The sequence below is a fragment of the Kitasatospora sp. NPDC058046 genome, assembly GCF_042885595.1.
Classification (GTDB): domain Bacteria; phylum Actinomycetota; class Actinomycetes; order Streptomycetales; family Streptomycetaceae; genus Kitasatospora.
This window is the reverse complement of sequence record NZ_JBHVRS010000021.1, coordinates 128,087-142,106: the sequence shown is the minus strand read 5'-3', so window position 1 is coordinate 142,106 and position 14,020 is coordinate 128,087. Positions and strand designations below refer to the sequence as shown.

Genomic DNA, 14,020 nt, shown 5'->3' with positions numbered 1-14,020 from the left:
GGGTGTCTCGCTGTTGGTTTTTTTTTTGTGTCCTGGGTGTGGGGGCCCGCCGGGGGGCGCCCCGGGGGGTGGGGGGGGGGGTGGGGGGGGGGGGGGGGGGGCGCCCGGCGGCCCGCCGGGCCCCCGCGACCGCGCGCGTCACGCCGGCGAGGTGGCCGTCGGGCCGAGGTGCCGGGTGAGGAAGCGGGCCGCGCTGTCGGCCTCTGACCTGGGGAAGTCGAAGTGCTTGCCCGCGTTGGCGTGCAGTGTCTTCTCCGTCGAGGCGAAGGCGTCGAACAGCCCGAGGGCGGCCTCGCGCGGGATGCGCTCGTCGTCCCACTGCATGGCGAACTCGATCGGGACGGTGATCCGCCGCGCCTGCTCGACCAGGGCGTCGGGCCACATCAGCCCGAAGACCGCGGCCGTGATCCTGGGCTCGGCCGCCACCAGCGGCACGCCGAGCGCGGTGCCCATGGCGATGCCGACGTAGCCCACCGGCCCGTCGGCGCCGATCTCCGGCAGCTTCTGGAGGGCGTCCAGGGCCGCCTGCCACTCGGGTACGGCGAGCTCGGCCAAGCGGGCGTTGTAGCGGATGACGACCGGGCCTTCCGGCTCGCCCGCCGCCTGCGCCGCGCGCAGTTCGGCGATGTCCGCCTCGTCCTGCGCGCTGCGCGGCCGGTCGCCGTGACCGGGTGCGTCGAGGACGGCGACGTGGAAGCCGCAGCCGGCCGTCAGGAGTCGCGCCCGGCCCGCCATGGAGGGGTGCTTCTTGTGGGCGCCGCCGCCGTGGCCCATCAGGACCAGGGGTGCGCGACCGGCGCCGGTGGCAGGGGAGGCGGGTGACCAGAGCACGCCGGGGACGCCGCCCACGGTGAAGTCGCGTTCGGTCATGCCGTCCGCCGTGGACTCGGCGGTGAAGTGAAGGGGCTGGGAAGAGTGCATCGGTGTGGCCTTTCGGGAGTTGCCTGCTCATCGCGGCGCTCCCGGCGACACCCTGCGTCAGTCGCCGGCCGTGAACCCCAAGGGGAGCACCCATATCGGTACTGCGGTCATGGGTCTCACCTCCTCGGGCGGTGTCACGGTCGACTGCAAGCTACAAGCCCGGGCCTCGTCCCGTCCAACCCTTTTTCCCGGCCACGTGATCACGGCTCCACGCGCCCCGGTGCCAAGCGGCCGTACGCATTCCTACAAGACCGCCGCTTCCGCGCCCGGACAGGATGGGCTTCCGAAGGACCCCTACAAGGAGGTTTCATGCTGAAACGCCTGAAAGCGGGAACCATGAAGAAGCGTCTGCTCGCGGTGCCCTTCGCCGTCGCGGCCGCCCTGGCGGTGTGCGTCGCCCCGGCCGCGTCCGCCGCCACCGGCACGGGCGGCACGGGCGCCGGCCAGGCCGGCTTCTCGGCGCAGGCCCGGGACCTGGGGCTGAGCGGTGCCCAGGCCAGGAGCCTGCAGGACCGGGTCGACGACTACCTCGCCAAGACCCCCGGGGCGAGCCAGGTGGCCGTCAACAAGATCGCCCTGCCCGGCGGCGAACTGCTGCTCCCGCTGCCCGGGGAGGAGCGGGCCCGGGACCTCGCCGCCAAGGCCGACTCCCCCGCCCTGTCCTCGGGCTGCCCGTACACCTACGTGTGCGCGTACAGCGGAACGAACTTCACGGGCGAGGAACTGCGCCTGTTCACCTGCAACTACCCGGTCCGCATCTACTGGACCGGGACCGGATCGTGGATCAACAACCAGCGGTCCACGCTGTACGCCAGGTTCTACGGAGCCGACGGCAACGTCGGCTGGACCTCGCCCGGCGGCTACAGCGAGGACCGCGCGGCCCCCTGGGGCTGGGTCTACTGGCTCAGCCCCTGCTAGAACGGCCGCGCCGGAGTGGGAAGTCGGCCAGGCCGACTTCCCACTCGCTACCACACAGGCGACCGGAGCACGACAAGAACGGTCCACTGCGGGTGCTCGGCACGGTCGCGTTGCTACGTTCCGGCCCATGGACTTCAACGGCATCGCGAACTCGTTCACCCAGCACTACTACGCGACCTTCGACGGCGGCATCGCCACCCGCAACAACCTGGCGGGCCTCTACCGCCCCGAGTCGATGCTCACCTGGGAGGGCAAGCAGGTCCCGGGGCAGTCGGGCATCATCGAGACGATCAACAAGCCCGAACTCGCCGTCGTCAAGCACCAGATCGCCTCCTCCGACGCCCAGCCCGCCCCGGGCGGCGGCGTCCTGGTCCTGGTGACCGGCAACCTCGCCGTCGACAACGCCTTCGACAAGCCGATGCAGTTCACCGAGACCTTCAACCTGCAGCCGATCCCCGGCCAGCCGGGCGGCTTCTTCATCTACAACCAGGTCTTCCGCCTCGTCTTCGCCTGATACAGCGGCCCGCTCCGGTGCTGCGGCTGCGTGAACTGGCCGACGACGACGCCGAGTCGGTTCGCCGCATCCATGCCGACGGGTCCGCCGCGGATGTGTGGGTCGGCGCGATGACCGGCGCCCAGGCCCTCGCCTACGTCCGCGAGGCCGCCATGGACCCCGGGCTCCTCGTTCGCGGCATCGAGGTGGGCGGGGACCTGCTCGGCGTCGTCCGGCTCCGGCTCGACCCCGGCCGCGGCACCGGCCGGCTCAGCTACGTCGTGCGCGAGGACGCCCGGGGCAGCGGCCACGCCACCGCCGCCGTACGGCAGTTCCTCACCGGCGACGGCCTGCCCGCCCGGGTGCTCGCCGTCCACCGGGAGGCCAACCCCGCCTCCGGCCGGGTCCTCGCCAAGGCCGGCTTCACCCCCACCTGCACGAGCGCCGGCCTCGTCCACCACGAACGCGCGCGCCGCTGAGCGACGCTCCGGAGTAGGAAGTCGGCCCAGTCGACTTCCTACTCCTCCCCCGCCCCACCGGAACGGCGGCGTCGGCCCCGACCCGCCTCCGGCCTTGGCCACCAGGGGGATCGGAGCGCGGAGCAGCGGGCGAGACGCCGTGGCAGCGCCTCGTCGCGGGACCGGAGCGGGGACGGAACCGGATGACGGACCATCACGCTCACCGGCGCGGGGGTCCGTCCCGGCCCAGGGCCTACGCGGTCGCCGGTCAGTCGGCCAGAGAGCCCCGGTACTCGACGGGACCCTCGCCCGGGAACTGGGCCGTGCCCCGGAAGCTGTTGCCGTCGTCGAAGAAGGTGACGTTGCCCGCCCCCGCGTCGGGGCTGGTCCAGGTGACCGTGGTCCCCGTCGAGGGGGTGCCGTCACCGACGGCCTGCCCACGGTTGGCGATGTTGAGGGTGAGGGGCTCGTCCGCCTGCCAGCCCCCGCCGCCCGTGTAGATCTCCGTGTTGTACGTGGCCATGCTCGTCTCCTTTCCCGGTCACCGCACCGGGTCGGCCGGTCGCGGCAACGGCTGTCGGAAAGGGCGCCCCCATGACGCCCGCCCGTTCAACGCCCGTGGTGGGGAAAGGACACCGGCCGGCCTCCCGATCCGGGCCCGGTGCGGCCCGCGTCATCCGGGTTCGGAACGTGACGGCCCGGACGGCGGTCAGAAGAGGCCCGCGCGCATGTGCCGGTCGAGGTTCTCCAGGATCTCCCGCAGCCACGGGCTGCGGACGGCCGGCAGCCGGGCCAGGGTGTGCCGGAACACGCCCTCGTCGGCCCGGAAGGGGTAACGGGCGCGCGGAGCGGGCGGGTCGTCGCGCAGGACGCCGTCGGGCATGCCGCCCGACGCGGGGACGGGCAGGTGCGGCTCGGGGAAGGCCAGCCACCGCCACACCCCGACCGGCAGTGGCACCGGGTACGCGTGGGAGGCCTGAGCGGGCGGGGCCCAGGCTTCTCCCGTCCGGGGGTGGGTCGGCACGAGGAGGATGTCGGCCCCGCTGTCGGGAGCGGGCAGTCCCGGTCCGGCCAGGACGGCGCGCAGCGGCGACGGGCCCGCGGGCAGCAGGGCGTCGAGGGCGCGTTGGAACACCTCCGCGGCCGGGCCGTGCGGGACGGTCACCGGACGGCGTTCCGAGGCCGCCAGCAGATGGGCGAGCGACCGGCCGGGAGCAGCCGTCGGTACCTGTGGATCAGCTGCTCCGGTCAGGCGCGGTAGCGGGGGTATCCGCCCAGTTCGGGGAGCTCGCTCTCGACGTCGCAGGCGGCAACGGCCTGGTATCCGGCGTCCCACGCCGCTGTGAGGAATCGGGAGACGGCATCCACCATGGTGGCCCGCCACCCCTCCACGTCGATCTTGAGCGGCCAGCCGACGAACTCGTCGGCCAGTCCGGCGTCGGGGTTGGGCTGGATGTCGAGCTCCAGGTCACCGAACCGGACCGTGTACTCGTCGGCCGGGACGCCCAGCACCGCTGCCACGAGCCCGGTCACGTCCTGTCGGCTCGCGCCCTGCACGAAGACCGCGCAGTAGTCGTTGTCCTCGGTGCCCGTCATGCGACCTGGTCCTGCCTTTCAACGAGATCCGAGCCGACTCGATCGACTTGAAGACTACGGCCGACCCGGCGGCCCGGCAGCCGGGCCCCCTTGGCCACCCCGGTGCGCGGGCGCACGACGGCGAAGGTCGACCCTACGGGGTTCGTGGTCCGCGGGTGGACCCAGTGCTCGGCGGGGAAGTCCTGGAACGATTCCCTTCCCCGGGGCACCGGGGCACCGGGGCACCGGGGCACCGGGGCACCGGGGCACCTGACCGTCGCTCCGGGTGCCGAACGGCCCGGGCTGTCCGGGCCGTTCGGCATCCAGTCGCGGGGCACCGTTCATCCGGCACGTGCGGAGGGGGGTCGGGTCCTGAGTCGGCCGGCGGTACCCGGGACCGGGTCAGGCCTTCCAGGCGCCCCAGTAGACGTCGGCGTTGTTGCCGGAGCCGCTGTCGCGGGTCGTGCGGAACATGCCCTGGGTGGTGCCGTTGTCGTCGTAGCCGTTGGAGCCGGTGTAGGGGTTGTTCCAGTGCAGCCTGACGGCCGCGCCGTTGCGCCAGCCCTCCTCGCAGTTGGACGCCTGGAACGTCACCGAGCCCTCGGTGCCGGTCATGAAGCCGTTGCTCTCCGACTGGAAGACGGCGTCCCCGGTGTTGCCCAGCCACTGCGGCGGCTCCTGGCCCTGGGTCCAGATGCCGTGGGACAGCGAGTAGTCGGTCCGGTTGAGCGTGCAGCCGGTGCCGTTGTGCAGGTGGACCGTGGTGCTGCGGGCGGCCGAGAGGGCGGCCTGGGCGGGGGCCGGGGCGGCCTGGGCGGTGCCGGTGGCGATGGTGCCGAGCCCGATGGCGGTCACCGCGGCCAGCGCGGCGGTACGTGCGGAGATACGCATGGTCTCCCTCGATTCCGTGGGTCGTGGGTGGGTTGCGCGGGCTGTGCTCCGCGCCGTGGTGAACGATCCGGCCGGCCGGTCAACGAACGGTGGACGGCGCGGTGAACGCCGTGACATGTGCGGTTCATCGTTTGTCGACGCGCATGGTGTTCGCGCACCCGGGAGGCCGCGCGCCCGCCTGGCCGCAGCACGCGGGGCGGGGCGGGGCGGCCCGGTAGTTGACGACGGCGCTCGCGTGCGGCCAGGAACTCGCAGCGGTCGTCGGCTCAGGAGGGCACGGCGTCGTCGGGCAGGGCGTCGACGACCGCCGCGACGGCCGCCTCCGCGCCGTCGACGTCCTGCAGCCGCCCGTCGTCGAACCGCACCCGGTAGCGGCCGTCGCCGAGTGGCGCGACCCTCGGCAGGTCGTAGGAGAGCGGCGGCGCCGCCCGGCGGCTGAAGGTGAGCCAGTACATGCTCCGGCCCGGCGACAGGGCCCGCAGGCGTGGCTGCGCGTGGGCCGCCTCGACGAGTTCCCGCAGGCCGGTTTCGTGTCGGCGCTCGTGCGTGGCGGACTCGCGCAGTCGGCGCCACCGGACCGGCACGGCGTCGCCCCGTTCGTGGGCCTCGGCCAGTTCCCAGGTCCGCAGGAAGGGCCACCGCGCGAGGAGTTCGGCGAGGCGGGCCCCCGCCTGCCAGGTGGCCACCGCCCCGGCGGCCGCGGCGAGGTCGCCGGTGCTGCCGGTGGCCAGGTGGACTCCGCCCGCCCAGCAGCTGACGTCGAAGCCGCGCTCCCTCGCCGTCATCCCGACCCGTGTCGACCGGTCCCCGGCGCTCACCCGCGCCGCCGTCCGGCGCCGGCCCGGCTCGGCGGCCGGCTCGCCCCCGAGCCGGAGCCCCGCCCGATCGGCTTGTGCCCGAAGGGCGTTCAGCAGCGACCCGGCCCGCGCCACGTCGGGGTAGTGGGCCGCGTAGGGGCGCAGGGCGTCGTCCTCGTCCGCTGCCGGGACGGGGGTCTGTTCGGGCATGCGGTCGAGTCTGCCAGGCCTCGGCGCCGCTTTCCGGTGCTCACGGACGAGTGAACGGACAGCCTCGGGTGGTCGTGCGGTTCGGCGGCAGCGTGTACATCGCCTGACCGTACCGCCCCAAAGGCCCCACTCACGCGGGGCCTGAAATGCCCTCGCCGCAGCCGCCCGGCAGGCCGAACAGCGGCAGGCAGGGCGCCAGTCCGTCGACGGTGACGGGGACGTCGCGCCGTGCCTGCCAGCGCTCCCGGGTGAGCCTCAGCCGTCGCTCCGTCACGCCGCGCCCGCGGACCAGGTGGCGGTCGACGCCGTCGGGTTCGTAGCCGTGCTTGCGCGACACGGCGTACGAGGAGGGGTTGTCCTCGAAGGCGCCCGACACCGCCTCCGTCGCGCCCAGGCCCGCGAAGGCCAGGTGCAGGACGGCGGCGCGCATCTCGGTGCCGATGCCCTGCCGCTGGTGCCGCGCGCCGAGCCAGGAGCCGGTGGAGGCCTGCCGCAGGACGGCGAAGTCGCGGGCGGCGACGGTCTGCAGGCCGACGACCCGGCCGTTCTCGAAGACGGCCAGGTTCAGCGCCCAGTCGTCCGGGGACCAGTTGCCCAGGCGCAGCCAGTGGTGCTGGACCACGGAGCGGGCGCGCTGGGCCGGGGGGAGGTCGGTCCACGGGACGATGAAGGGCATCCGGTCCGGTTCGTGGACGCCTTGGGCGGCGAGGTCGGCCAGGGCGGCGAGTTCGTCGTCGGCGGGCAGGCGCAGTTCGAGGCGGGGGGTGCGCAGGCGCAGGCCCAGCAGCGGCCAGTGGTCGGTCAGCATGCGCCATTGTCGGGGGCGGTGGCGGCCGCGGTCATCCGGATTTCCGCGTTCCGGCCTCCGGGCTTTCCCGGCCCTGCTCCGGCGCGCCGCGCGGAGTGGGAAGTCGGCCGGGCCGACTTCCCACTCCCGACCGCTCCCCGCCCGCCCGTCCGCCCTACTCGACGACCTCGGCCTTCACCAGGACCACGTCCTCCTTGGGGACGTCCTGGTGGCCGGCCCTGGAGCCCGTGGCGACGGCCCTGATGGCGTCCACGACCTCCTGGCCCTCGACCACCTCGCCGAAGACGGCGTAGCCCCAGCCCTGGGGGTTCTTGCCGCTGTGGTTGAGGAAGTCGTTGTCGGCGACGTTGATGAAGAACTGGGCGGTGGCCGAGTGCGGGTCCCCCGTGCGGGCCATCGCCACCGAGTACTTGACGTTCTTCAGGCCGTTGTCGGCCTCGTTCTCGATGGGCGCGCGGGTCTCCTTCCGCTTCAGTCCGGGCTCCATCCCGCCGCCCTGGACCATGAAGTTGTCGATGACCCGGTGGAAGACCGTCCCGTCGTAGAAGCCGTCCGTGACGTACCGGAGGAAGTTCTCCACCGTCGCCGGGGCCTTCTCCGCGTCGAGGCGCAGGACGATGTCGCCGTGGTTGGTACTCAGTTTGACCTTCGACATGATGACCTCACTGTCTGCATGGTGGCGGCTACGAGAACGCTCACCGCGCATTGTGGCAGGAGGGGCGGCCGGGGCTGCTGAGGTTCCCGTCGTGGCGCCGGGACGCGGGAAGTCGGCCGGGCCGACTTCCCGCTCCGGGCACTTGCGGGAGAACGGCCCCCGCCCGCACTGTGAGTGGGCGATCGGCTACGTCCCGTCAGGAAGTGCGCGATGTCCCCTCTCTCCCTTGTCCGCGGCCGCGTGACGGCCGTGGTGTGCGTGCCACTCCTCGCCCTCGCGGCCCTGATCGCACTCTGCGCCCCGGCACAGGCAGCCCCGGCACAGGCAACCCCCGCGCAGGCGAGCGCGAACCGGGCGGCGTCCGGCCCGGTGGCGGCGGAGGGCCGCCGGGCCCTGGTCAACTTCGGCACCGTGAAGTGGTTCAACGCCGAGAAGGGGTTCGGCTTCATCACGCCGGACATCCCCGGCCCGGACGTCTTCGTCCACTACTCGAGCATCATCGGGGGCGGGTTCCGGAGCCTGACGGAGGGCGAGCGGGTGGAGTACCAGGTGGAGCAGGGGCCCAAGGGGCCGCAGGCCGTCGACGTCATCCCGCTCTGAGCACGAAACCCGCCACGCCGCCCGCCCGGGGCCTCAGTTGGCGAGGCTGAAGTCGCCGCCCACCGGTGCGGCGATCTTGTCGATGCCGGTGAGCGCGGTGAGGGTGGGCACCGGGGTGCTGCTGTCGGTGGTGGTGCCGTCGCCGAGCTGGCCGGAGCCGTTGCTGCCCCAGGAGTGCACGGTGCTGGTGCCCGACAGCGCCACGGTGTGCTCCCGGCCGGCGGCCACCAGGCGGACGTCCGTCAGGCCGGGGACGGTGACGGGCAGGACGCGGAAGACGGTGGTGCCGTCGCCGAGTTGGCCGGCGGTGTTCTGGCCCCAGGCCTTGAGGCGGCTGTCGTCGTCGACCACGGCCATGCTGTGGTTGCAGCCGGCCGCGATCTGCGAGACGCCGCCCGACCAGGTCGGCCGGGTGGCGACCGGGGTGAAGCGGTTGATGGTGGTGTTGTCGCCGAGCTGGCCGGTGGCGTTGTAGCCCCAGGCCTTCACCGAGGCGCCGGCGCCCGGCTTGCCGACCAGGACGAGGTTGTGGCCGGCCCCGGCGGCGATCCGGCTCACGCCGGTCAGGCCGCTGACCGGCGCCGGGAGGCCGCGACTCGCCGAAGTCCCGTCGCCCAGCTGGCCGTTGCCGTTGTAGCCCCAGGCCCACACGGTGCCGTCCTCGCGCAGCGCCAGGCTGTGGTGGAGGCCGGCGGCGATGGCGACGACCTTGTGCAGGCCCTCGACCCGGACCGGGACGCCGCTGTCGGAGTTCGTCCCGTTGCCGAGCTGGCCGTGGGTGTTCTGCCCCCAGGCCACCACGGTGCCGTCGGCGAGCAGGGCGAGGCTGTGCGCGCCGCCGGCCGCGATGTCGGTGGCGTCGGAGACGTCGACCACCTGGCCGGGAGCGTTGTGGCTGAACACGGTGCCGTCGCCGAGCTGGCCCGAGCCGTTGACGCCCCAGGACTGCACCGTACGGTCCGTCAGCAGGGCCAGCCCGTACCCGAGGCTCGCACCGGCGCCGCCGGCGGCGATCTTCACCACCTCGGCGCTGGTGAGCCCGAGGACGGTGGTGGCCGTGGTGCGGAGGTCGGCCCAGGTGCCGTCCCCGAGCTGGCCGGAGCGGTTGTTGCCCCAGGACTTCAGGCGCTTCTCTGCCATGCGACGATGCCTCTTAACTGATGTGACAATAAGTCAAATCGTCGACACGTCAGGACGGTTGACGAGTCCGCGATCATGGCCCGACGCTACCCACGCGCCCGCCGCCCGCACCGGAAGCCGCCACGCGGCCACCCGAACGGGTGATGGACCCCCACACCCGGGCACCGGCCGCGACCCCGCACGCATTCCACACACCCCTGCCGTTGTGTATACGGCCCGTCACCCCTAGTGTCGGCGGTCTCCGCGCGCGGGGCAGCGCGCGGAGACCGTCACGCCTTGAGGAGGGCAAGCCCGTGGCCGACACCTTCGTGCCCATGGAGCCGACCGCGTACGTCACGCGACGGAACCTGGCCGGCGCCAAGGAACTCCCCGACGCCCCGGCCGACTTCGAGAACGCCCAACGCGGCCTGCTCGCCGCCCCGCCCTACCGGGCCCTGCCGTCCCTGGACGGCGAGGAGGCGGTCTGGCACTTCCACGCCTTCGACTTCCACACCTCCGACACCCCCGCCGACGCCGACTCCCCGGTGGCGGCGCCGCTGCGCCGCCAGGGCCGACTCGCCGTCCCCTCGGGCCTGTTCCGGGTCGCCGACGGCCTCTACCAGGTACGCGGCTTCGACCTCGCCAACCTGACCGTCGTCACCGGCCCCCACGCCCTGCTGGTGATCGACCCGCTCGGCTCGTACGAGACGGCCCGCGCCGCCCTGGCCCTGTACCGCTCCACCACCGGGGACACCCGCCCGGTGCGGGCCGTGGTCCACACCCAGAGCGGGGTGGACCACTTCGGCGGCGTGCGCGGGCTGTTCACCGGATCCCGCACCGGCCCGCCCGCCGGACCGCCCGCCGACCTCGCGGTGTACGCGCCCGACGGGTTCCTCGCCGACGCGGTGCTGCGCCAGGTCACCGAGGGCGCCCGGCAGGCCCGCCTGGTCGACTACGCCTACGGCACCCGGCTCGGCATCGGCCCGCTCGCCCTGGCCGGCTCCGACCTCGGCCGCACCGTCTCCACCGGCCGGCCGGACTTCCTCGCCCCCACCGACACCGTCGGCGGCCCGCTGTCCGCCCCGACGCCCCGGGCCCACTGGCCCGCCTGGACCGGGATCCCCTGGCAGGAGGGCCTGTACGCGGTCGAGGCCGCCGGGGTGCGGATGGTCCTGCGGCCCGCGGGCGGGCACGCCTCCCCCGCCGAACTGAACCTCTACCTGCCCGCGCACCGCGCCGTCTACCTGGCCGGCGCCGGACTGCTCGGCGCCCCCGGCCCGGCCCGCGCCGAACTGCTGGACGCCACCGCCGCCGCCTTCGGCACCCCGGCCGAGGTCGGACTCGGCGCCTACGGGCACCCGGTGTGGGGCGCCCCGTACGTGTCCGCGTGGCTGGCCGCCCACCGCGCCGCCGCCGACGCCCTGCCCGACGCGGGCGCCGTCGCCCCGCTGCTCGCCGCCCCCGGCCACCTGGACACCCCCTCCCGCACCGTGCGCGAGGTGTGGGCGCGCCTGACCGGCACCGCCCTGGGCGCCGCCCGGCCGGCCGTCACCGCCCGGGCGCAGCTCGCGGCCGCGGACGGCGCGCACCGGGACGGCACGGAACGGTACGGCTCCGAACAGGACGGCGCGCGGCGGGCGGTGGACGCGGCGCGGCGCGCGTACGACGGCGGGGGCGGTGGTGGCGGGGGCGCGGTGCCGGACTACGCGCGGGCGGTGCTGCTGCTGGACCCGGTGGTCGGCGCCTGCGCGATCCCGTCGGCCGTCCCGGCGCCGGTGGAGCGGCGGGCGCGGGCGCTGCAGTCGGCGGCGCTCACCCAGCTCGGCTACCTCGCCGCGCACGGGCGGCTGCGCAACGCGCTGCTGACGGCGGCCCGTGACGTCCTCGGCCCCGGCACGGTGGCGCCCCGCTTCGCGGCGACGGTCCACGACCTGGCGGTGTGCGCGGACCCGCTCGCGATCTGAGGCACGCGCGCGAGGCCGGACGCGCCCGTCCTCCCGCCCTCCGGTGTTCGGGCCGGAGGGCGGGCGGACGGACGGGGTGGCGCGGGGTCAGTCCAGGGCCAGGAAGCTGCCGACGTTCTCGTCCGGCCGGAACTCGCCCGGCCCCAGGGGGTTGAGGATTCTCGTCTGACAGTTGCCGTCGGGGAAGAGCAGGATGGTGCCGCCGGTCCGGTTGGCGATGGCGGTGTCGGGGCCGGTGCCGGGGTAGCACTGGCCGCCCTGCGGGTCCCGGACCTGCTGGAAGTTGCTGCCGTTCTCCATGATCACGACACCGGGCGCCGCCGAGGCGGTCGAGTCGTACGGGCCGGCACCCGGACGGCGGGGCCGACTCCCCGCTCCGGGTCGTTCAGGAGCCGGACGCCACCTGGGCGTTGACGTCCTTGAGGAACTCGGCGACGGGACGCCCGAGCAGCTCCGCGCTGTCGACGGAGACGCCGTAACGGTTCTCCACGTCGGCGAGGACGCCCAGCACGCCGAGCGAGTCGACGCCGAGGTCGAGGAACATGCGGCCCGGTTCGGCGAGTTCCTCGGCGGTGACCTGGACGCCGGCGCGGGTCCTGACCAGGGTGGCGAGTTCCTCGTAGGTGATCTCGGCGGCCATCGGGCCCTCCTCGGGGTGCGTGGGGCGGCAGGGCCGGAGGGTGGCGGATCGCTCAACGGGAGGCCCTGTGGGCGCAGTTGTACGTGGTCGAAAGGCGTCCGGTCCAGCTCGTTCACTCGTACGCGTGAGGCCTTCACGGGGATGGTCGGAACGGCCCGCCCCGGCCCGCCCCCGCGACCCCGCCCCCACGACCCCGACCGCGCCGCCGCCGGGCACCTCCTCGCCCCGCGCACCGGGCCGCTGGAGCACCGGCCGGACGCGGACGTGCGGGAGGTCGCCGCCGAGGCGGTGGACGTCTTCCCGCGCGCCTACGGCACCTGAGCCCCGGGGCCGGGGAATCCGGGGCCGGGGAATCCGGGGCCGGGGCGCCCGGACGGCGGGCGGGCTCCCGTGCGGCGGCGGGTGCGTCCGCCCGTGCCGCGCCGCCTGGACGACGGGGCGCCGCGCGGCCGGGCGTGGTTCGCTGGAGGGGCGGGCGCCGAGCGCGCGCCCGCCCCCGCTGCGAAGCACCCCGTTCTCCGAAGGGCCGTGGTCATGATCTCCTCCTCCCTCGCGGGCAGGGTCGCGCTGGTGACCGGCGCGACGAGCGGCATCGGCGCGGCCACCGCGACCGCGCTGGCCGAGCAGGGCGCGCACGTGCTGGTCGCGGGCCGCGACGCGGCGCGCGGCGAGGCGGTGGTGGCCGCGATCCGGGCGGGCGGCGGCAGGGCCGACTTCGTCGCCGCCGAGCTGCGCGACGTCGCCGCGGTGCGGCGCCTCGCCCGGACGGCCACGGCGCTGGGCGGCGGCCGGGTGGACATCCTGGTCAACAACGCCGGCGTCTACCCGTTCGGGCCGACCGAGGAGACGACCGAGGAGGAGTTCGACGCCGTCTACGCGCTCAACGTGCGGGCGCCCTACTTCCTGGTGGCCGAGCTGGCCCCGGCGATGGCCGCGCGCGGCGCCGGGGCGATCGTCAACATCAGCACCCAGGCCGCCTCGCACGGCGCGCCGGGCATGTCCCTGTACGGCTCCAGCAAGGCGGCGGTCAACCTGCTGACCCGCACCTGGGCGGCCGAGTACGGGCCGCGCGGCGTGCGGGTCAACGCCGTCGGCGCGGGGCCCACCCGTACCGAGGGCACGGCGGTCATGGGCGAGGGCCTCAGCGACATGGCGGCCGAGGCGCCGGCGGGCCGGCCCGCCGAGGCCGAGGAGATCGCCGCCGCGGTCGTCTTCCTGGCCGGCGACGCGGCGGGCTTCGTCCACGGCGCCCTCCTGCCGGTGGACGGCGGGCGCACCGCGGTCTGAACACCCCCCGGCCTCAGGCCCCGGGGCCCGGGCCCGTCAGGCGATGCGGTGGGCCAGGCCCGGGTACTCGGCGACCAGGCCGTCCGCGTCCAGCAGCAGGTCCGCCCGGTAGTCGCCGGAGGCGTAGCGGACGGTGGCGTGGCCGTCCTCGTGGCGGCGCAGGTGGGTGTAGGTCTGGCGGGAGGGCACGACGACCAGCTCGGGCACGCGGATCCAGGCCATCAGGAAGTGGTGCTCGCCGGGGCCCAGGTGGAGGGCGTGGCGCAGCACGGGCGGGGTGTTGGTGAGCGGGGACAGGCCGAGGTCGCAGTCGAGGGCGCCGTCGAGGTCGGGTCGGGGGGTGCCGTCGACGGTCCAGCGGCCGGTGGTCTCGTCGCGGCGCAGGTCGAGGGTGCGGGTGGTGTCGGGGGTGCGGGCGGTGACGTGCATGCGGCGGGTGGTGAAGCCGTTGCCGGTGTCGAGCCGGTAGTCGAGCCAGTACGGGGCGGGCTCGGCGGCGGCGGCGCGACCGTGGGCGGTCAGGGAGGTGGGGCCGAGGTCGATCCAGGAGGTCTCCAGGCCGGCGGTCTCGGTGACCCGCCAGGTGGGTGCGGCGGTGCGGGTGGCGGCGTGTTCGGCGGGGCGTTCGGCGGGGCGGTTCGGGTCGGGGGCGGTGCTGCTGGTCATTCGTGTACGGTACTGCCG

General features: G+C 74.7%; 18 protein-coding genes and 1 pseudogene. 7 read left to right on the top strand and 12 right to left on the bottom strand.

Annotation, left to right across the window (positions count from 1 at the left end):
- Positions 1-138 precede the first annotated feature (138 nt).
- Positions 139-921 (bottom strand): alpha/beta hydrolase, encoded by a 783-nt coding sequence (locus ACFVU7_RS33910; protein WP_388048932.1) that lies wholly within the window; start codon positions 919-921, stop codon positions 139-141.
- A 309-nt stretch (positions 922-1,230) separates the two neighbouring features.
- Here ACFVU7_RS33910 and ACFVU7_RS33905 point away from each other — a divergent pair, with 309 nt between their 5' ends.
- The 3 genes from ACFVU7_RS33905 (at position 1,231) to ACFVU7_RS33895 (ending at position 2,811) form a co-directional block, all read left to right on the top strand.
- Positions 1,231-1,839: a peptidase inhibitor family I36 protein gene (locus ACFVU7_RS33905; protein WP_388048929.1), complete on the top strand. Its 609-nt coding sequence runs from the start codon at positions 1,231-1,233 to the stop codon at positions 1,837-1,839.
- A 127-nt stretch (positions 1,840-1,966) separates the two neighbouring features.
- On the top strand, positions 1,967-2,353 hold the full coding sequence (locus tag ACFVU7_RS33900) for a nuclear transport factor 2 family protein (protein WP_388048926.1): 387 nt from the start codon (positions 1,967-1,969) through the stop codon (positions 2,351-2,353).
- Between the two features lie 17 nt (positions 2,354-2,370).
- On the top strand, positions 2,371-2,811 hold the full coding sequence (locus tag ACFVU7_RS33895) for a GNAT family N-acetyltransferase (protein ID WP_388048923.1): 441 nt from the start codon (positions 2,371-2,373) through the stop codon (positions 2,809-2,811).
- A 247-nt stretch (positions 2,812-3,058) separates the two neighbouring features.
- Here ACFVU7_RS33895 and ACFVU7_RS33890 read toward each other — a convergent pair whose 3' ends face one another.
- From ACFVU7_RS33890 to ACFVU7_RS33860, 7 genes and pseudogenes are all read right to left on the bottom strand, one after another.
- Positions 3,059-3,313, bottom strand: coding sequence for a hypothetical protein (locus tag ACFVU7_RS33890; RefSeq protein WP_049650890.1), 255 nt, complete (start codon positions 3,311-3,313; stop codon positions 3,059-3,061).
- 186 nt (positions 3,314-3,499) lie between these two features.
- A pseudogene (locus ACFVU7_RS33885) lies at positions 3,500-4,009 on the bottom strand (hypothetical protein); the annotation flags it as partial.
- A gap of 29 nt (positions 4,010-4,038) precedes the next feature.
- Positions 4,039-4,386 (bottom strand): hypothetical protein, encoded by a 348-nt coding sequence (locus ACFVU7_RS33880; protein ID WP_388048920.1) that lies wholly within the window; start codon positions 4,384-4,386, stop codon positions 4,039-4,041.
- Between the two features lie 381 nt (positions 4,387-4,767).
- Positions 4,768-5,256, bottom strand: coding sequence for a hypothetical protein (locus tag ACFVU7_RS33875; RefSeq protein WP_380782213.1), 489 nt, complete (start codon positions 5,254-5,256; stop codon positions 4,768-4,770).
- 266 nt (positions 5,257-5,522) lie between these two features.
- Positions 5,523-6,263, bottom strand: a complete 741-nt coding sequence (locus tag ACFVU7_RS33870) for a DUF6193 family natural product biosynthesis protein (RefSeq protein ID WP_388048916.1) — start codon at positions 6,261-6,263, stop codon at positions 5,523-5,525.
- 130 nt (positions 6,264-6,393) lie between these two features.
- Positions 6,394-7,071, bottom strand: a complete 678-nt coding sequence (locus tag ACFVU7_RS33865) for a GNAT family N-acetyltransferase (RefSeq protein ID WP_388048913.1) — start codon at positions 7,069-7,071, stop codon at positions 6,394-6,396.
- Positions 7,072-7,225: 154 nt separating this feature from the next.
- Positions 7,226-7,726 (bottom strand): peptidylprolyl isomerase, encoded by a 501-nt coding sequence (locus tag ACFVU7_RS33860; protein WP_049650895.1) that lies wholly within the window; start codon positions 7,724-7,726, stop codon positions 7,226-7,228.
- A gap of 393 nt (positions 7,727-8,119) precedes the next feature.
- On the opposite strand from ACFVU7_RS33860, the gene ACFVU7_RS33855 reads away from it, so the two are divergent.
- Entirely contained in the window at positions 8,120-8,326 is a 207-nt protein-coding gene (locus ACFVU7_RS33855) for a cold-shock protein (protein ID WP_074001228.1), read from the top strand.
- A 33-nt stretch (positions 8,327-8,359) separates the two neighbouring features.
- Here ACFVU7_RS33855 and ACFVU7_RS33850 read toward each other — a convergent pair whose 3' ends face one another.
- On the bottom strand, positions 8,360-9,466 hold the full coding sequence (locus tag ACFVU7_RS33850) for an RCC1 domain-containing protein (RefSeq protein WP_380782207.1): 1,107 nt from the start codon (positions 9,464-9,466) through the stop codon (positions 8,360-8,362).
- 293 nt (positions 9,467-9,759) lie between these two features.
- Here ACFVU7_RS33850 and ACFVU7_RS33845 point away from each other — a divergent pair, with 293 nt between their 5' ends.
- Positions 9,760-11,409 carry a hypothetical protein gene (locus ACFVU7_RS33845; RefSeq protein ID WP_388048910.1) on the top strand — a complete coding sequence of 550 codons (1,650 nt, stop codon included), beginning with the start codon at positions 9,760-9,762 and terminating at the stop codon, positions 11,407-11,409.
- A gap of 87 nt (positions 11,410-11,496) precedes the next feature.
- On the opposite strand, the gene ACFVU7_RS33840 is transcribed toward ACFVU7_RS33845, so the two are convergent.
- Positions 11,497-11,709, bottom strand: coding sequence for a hypothetical protein (locus tag ACFVU7_RS33840; protein ID WP_388048907.1), 213 nt, complete (start codon positions 11,707-11,709; stop codon positions 11,497-11,499).
- A gap of 85 nt (positions 11,710-11,794) precedes the next feature.
- Positions 11,795-12,049 carry an acyl carrier protein gene (locus ACFVU7_RS33835; protein WP_049661285.1) on the bottom strand — a complete coding sequence of 85 codons (255 nt, stop codon included), beginning with the start codon at positions 12,047-12,049 and terminating at the stop codon, positions 11,795-11,797.
- Positions 12,050-12,190: 141 nt separating this feature from the next.
- On the opposite strand from ACFVU7_RS33835, the gene ACFVU7_RS33830 reads away from it, so the two are divergent.
- Together ACFVU7_RS33830 and ACFVU7_RS33825 are read left to right on the top strand one after the other, a co-directional pair.
- Positions 12,191-12,370, top strand: coding sequence for a hypothetical protein (locus tag ACFVU7_RS33830; protein WP_388048904.1), 180 nt, complete (start codon positions 12,191-12,193; stop codon positions 12,368-12,370).
- Positions 12,371-12,583: 213 nt separating this feature from the next.
- Entirely contained in the window at positions 12,584-13,336 is a 753-nt protein-coding gene (locus tag ACFVU7_RS33825) for an SDR family NAD(P)-dependent oxidoreductase (protein ID WP_387820891.1), read from the top strand.
- A gap of 36 nt (positions 13,337-13,372) precedes the next feature.
- Here the strand turns inward: ACFVU7_RS33825 and ACFVU7_RS33820 are convergent, their stop codons facing one another.
- Entirely contained in the window at positions 13,373-14,002 is a 630-nt protein-coding gene (locus ACFVU7_RS33820; protein ID WP_388048902.1) for a putative glycolipid-binding domain-containing protein, read from the bottom strand.
- Between the last annotated feature and the right edge of the window lie 18 nt (positions 14,003-14,020).

What these genes read in the sequence shown, in the direction of transcription:
- ACFVU7_RS33900 (WP_388048926.1), top strand. Translation starts at nt 1,967, where the DNA reads ATGGACTTCAACGGCATCGCGAACTCGTTCACCCAGCACTACTACGCG.
- ACFVU7_RS33875 (WP_380782213.1), bottom strand. Translation starts at nt 5,256, where the DNA reads ATGCGTATCTCCGCACGTACCGCCGCGCTGGCCGCGGTGACCGCCATC.
- ACFVU7_RS33910 (WP_388048932.1), bottom strand. Translation starts at nt 921, where the DNA reads ATGCACTCTTCCCAGCCCCTTCACTTCACCGCCGAGTCCACGGCGGAC.
- ACFVU7_RS33840 (WP_388048907.1), bottom strand. Translation starts at nt 11,709, where the DNA reads ATGGAGAACGGCAGCAACTTCCAGCAGGTCCGGGACCCGCAGGGCGGC.
- ACFVU7_RS33830 (WP_388048904.1), top strand. Translation starts at nt 12,191, where the DNA reads ATGGTCGGAACGGCCCGCCCCGGCCCGCCCCCGCGACCCCGCCCCCAC.
- ACFVU7_RS33860 (WP_049650895.1), bottom strand. Translation starts at nt 7,726, where the DNA reads ATGTCGAAGGTCAAACTGAGTACCAACCACGGCGACATCGTCCTGCGC.
- ACFVU7_RS33870 (WP_388048916.1), bottom strand. Translation starts at nt 6,263, where the DNA reads ATGCCCGAACAGACCCCCGTCCCGGCAGCGGACGAGGACGACGCCCTG.
- ACFVU7_RS33820 (WP_388048902.1), bottom strand. Translation starts at nt 14,002, where the DNA reads ATGACCAGCAGCACCGCCCCCGACCCGAACCGCCCCGCCGAACGCCCC.
- ACFVU7_RS33835 (WP_049661285.1), bottom strand. Translation starts at nt 12,049, where the DNA reads ATGGCCGCCGAGATCACCTACGAGGAACTCGCCACCCTGGTCAGGACC.
- ACFVU7_RS33890 (WP_049650890.1), bottom strand. Translation starts at nt 3,313, where the DNA reads ATGGCCACGTACAACACGGAGATCTACACGGGCGGCGGGGGCTGGCAG.
- ACFVU7_RS33825 (WP_387820891.1), top strand. Translation starts at nt 12,584, where the DNA reads ATGATCTCCTCCTCCCTCGCGGGCAGGGTCGCGCTGGTGACCGGCGCG.
- ACFVU7_RS33850 (WP_380782207.1), bottom strand. Translation starts at nt 9,466, where the DNA reads ATGGCAGAGAAGCGCCTGAAGTCCTGGGGCAACAACCGCTCCGGCCAG.
- ACFVU7_RS33880 (WP_388048920.1), bottom strand. Translation starts at nt 4,386, where the DNA reads ATGACGGGCACCGAGGACAACGACTACTGCGCGGTCTTCGTGCAGGGC.
- ACFVU7_RS33865 (WP_388048913.1), bottom strand. Translation starts at nt 7,071, where the DNA reads ATGCTGACCGACCACTGGCCGCTGCTGGGCCTGCGCCTGCGCACCCCC.
- ACFVU7_RS33905 (WP_388048929.1), top strand. Translation starts at nt 1,231, where the DNA reads ATGCTGAAACGCCTGAAAGCGGGAACCATGAAGAAGCGTCTGCTCGCG.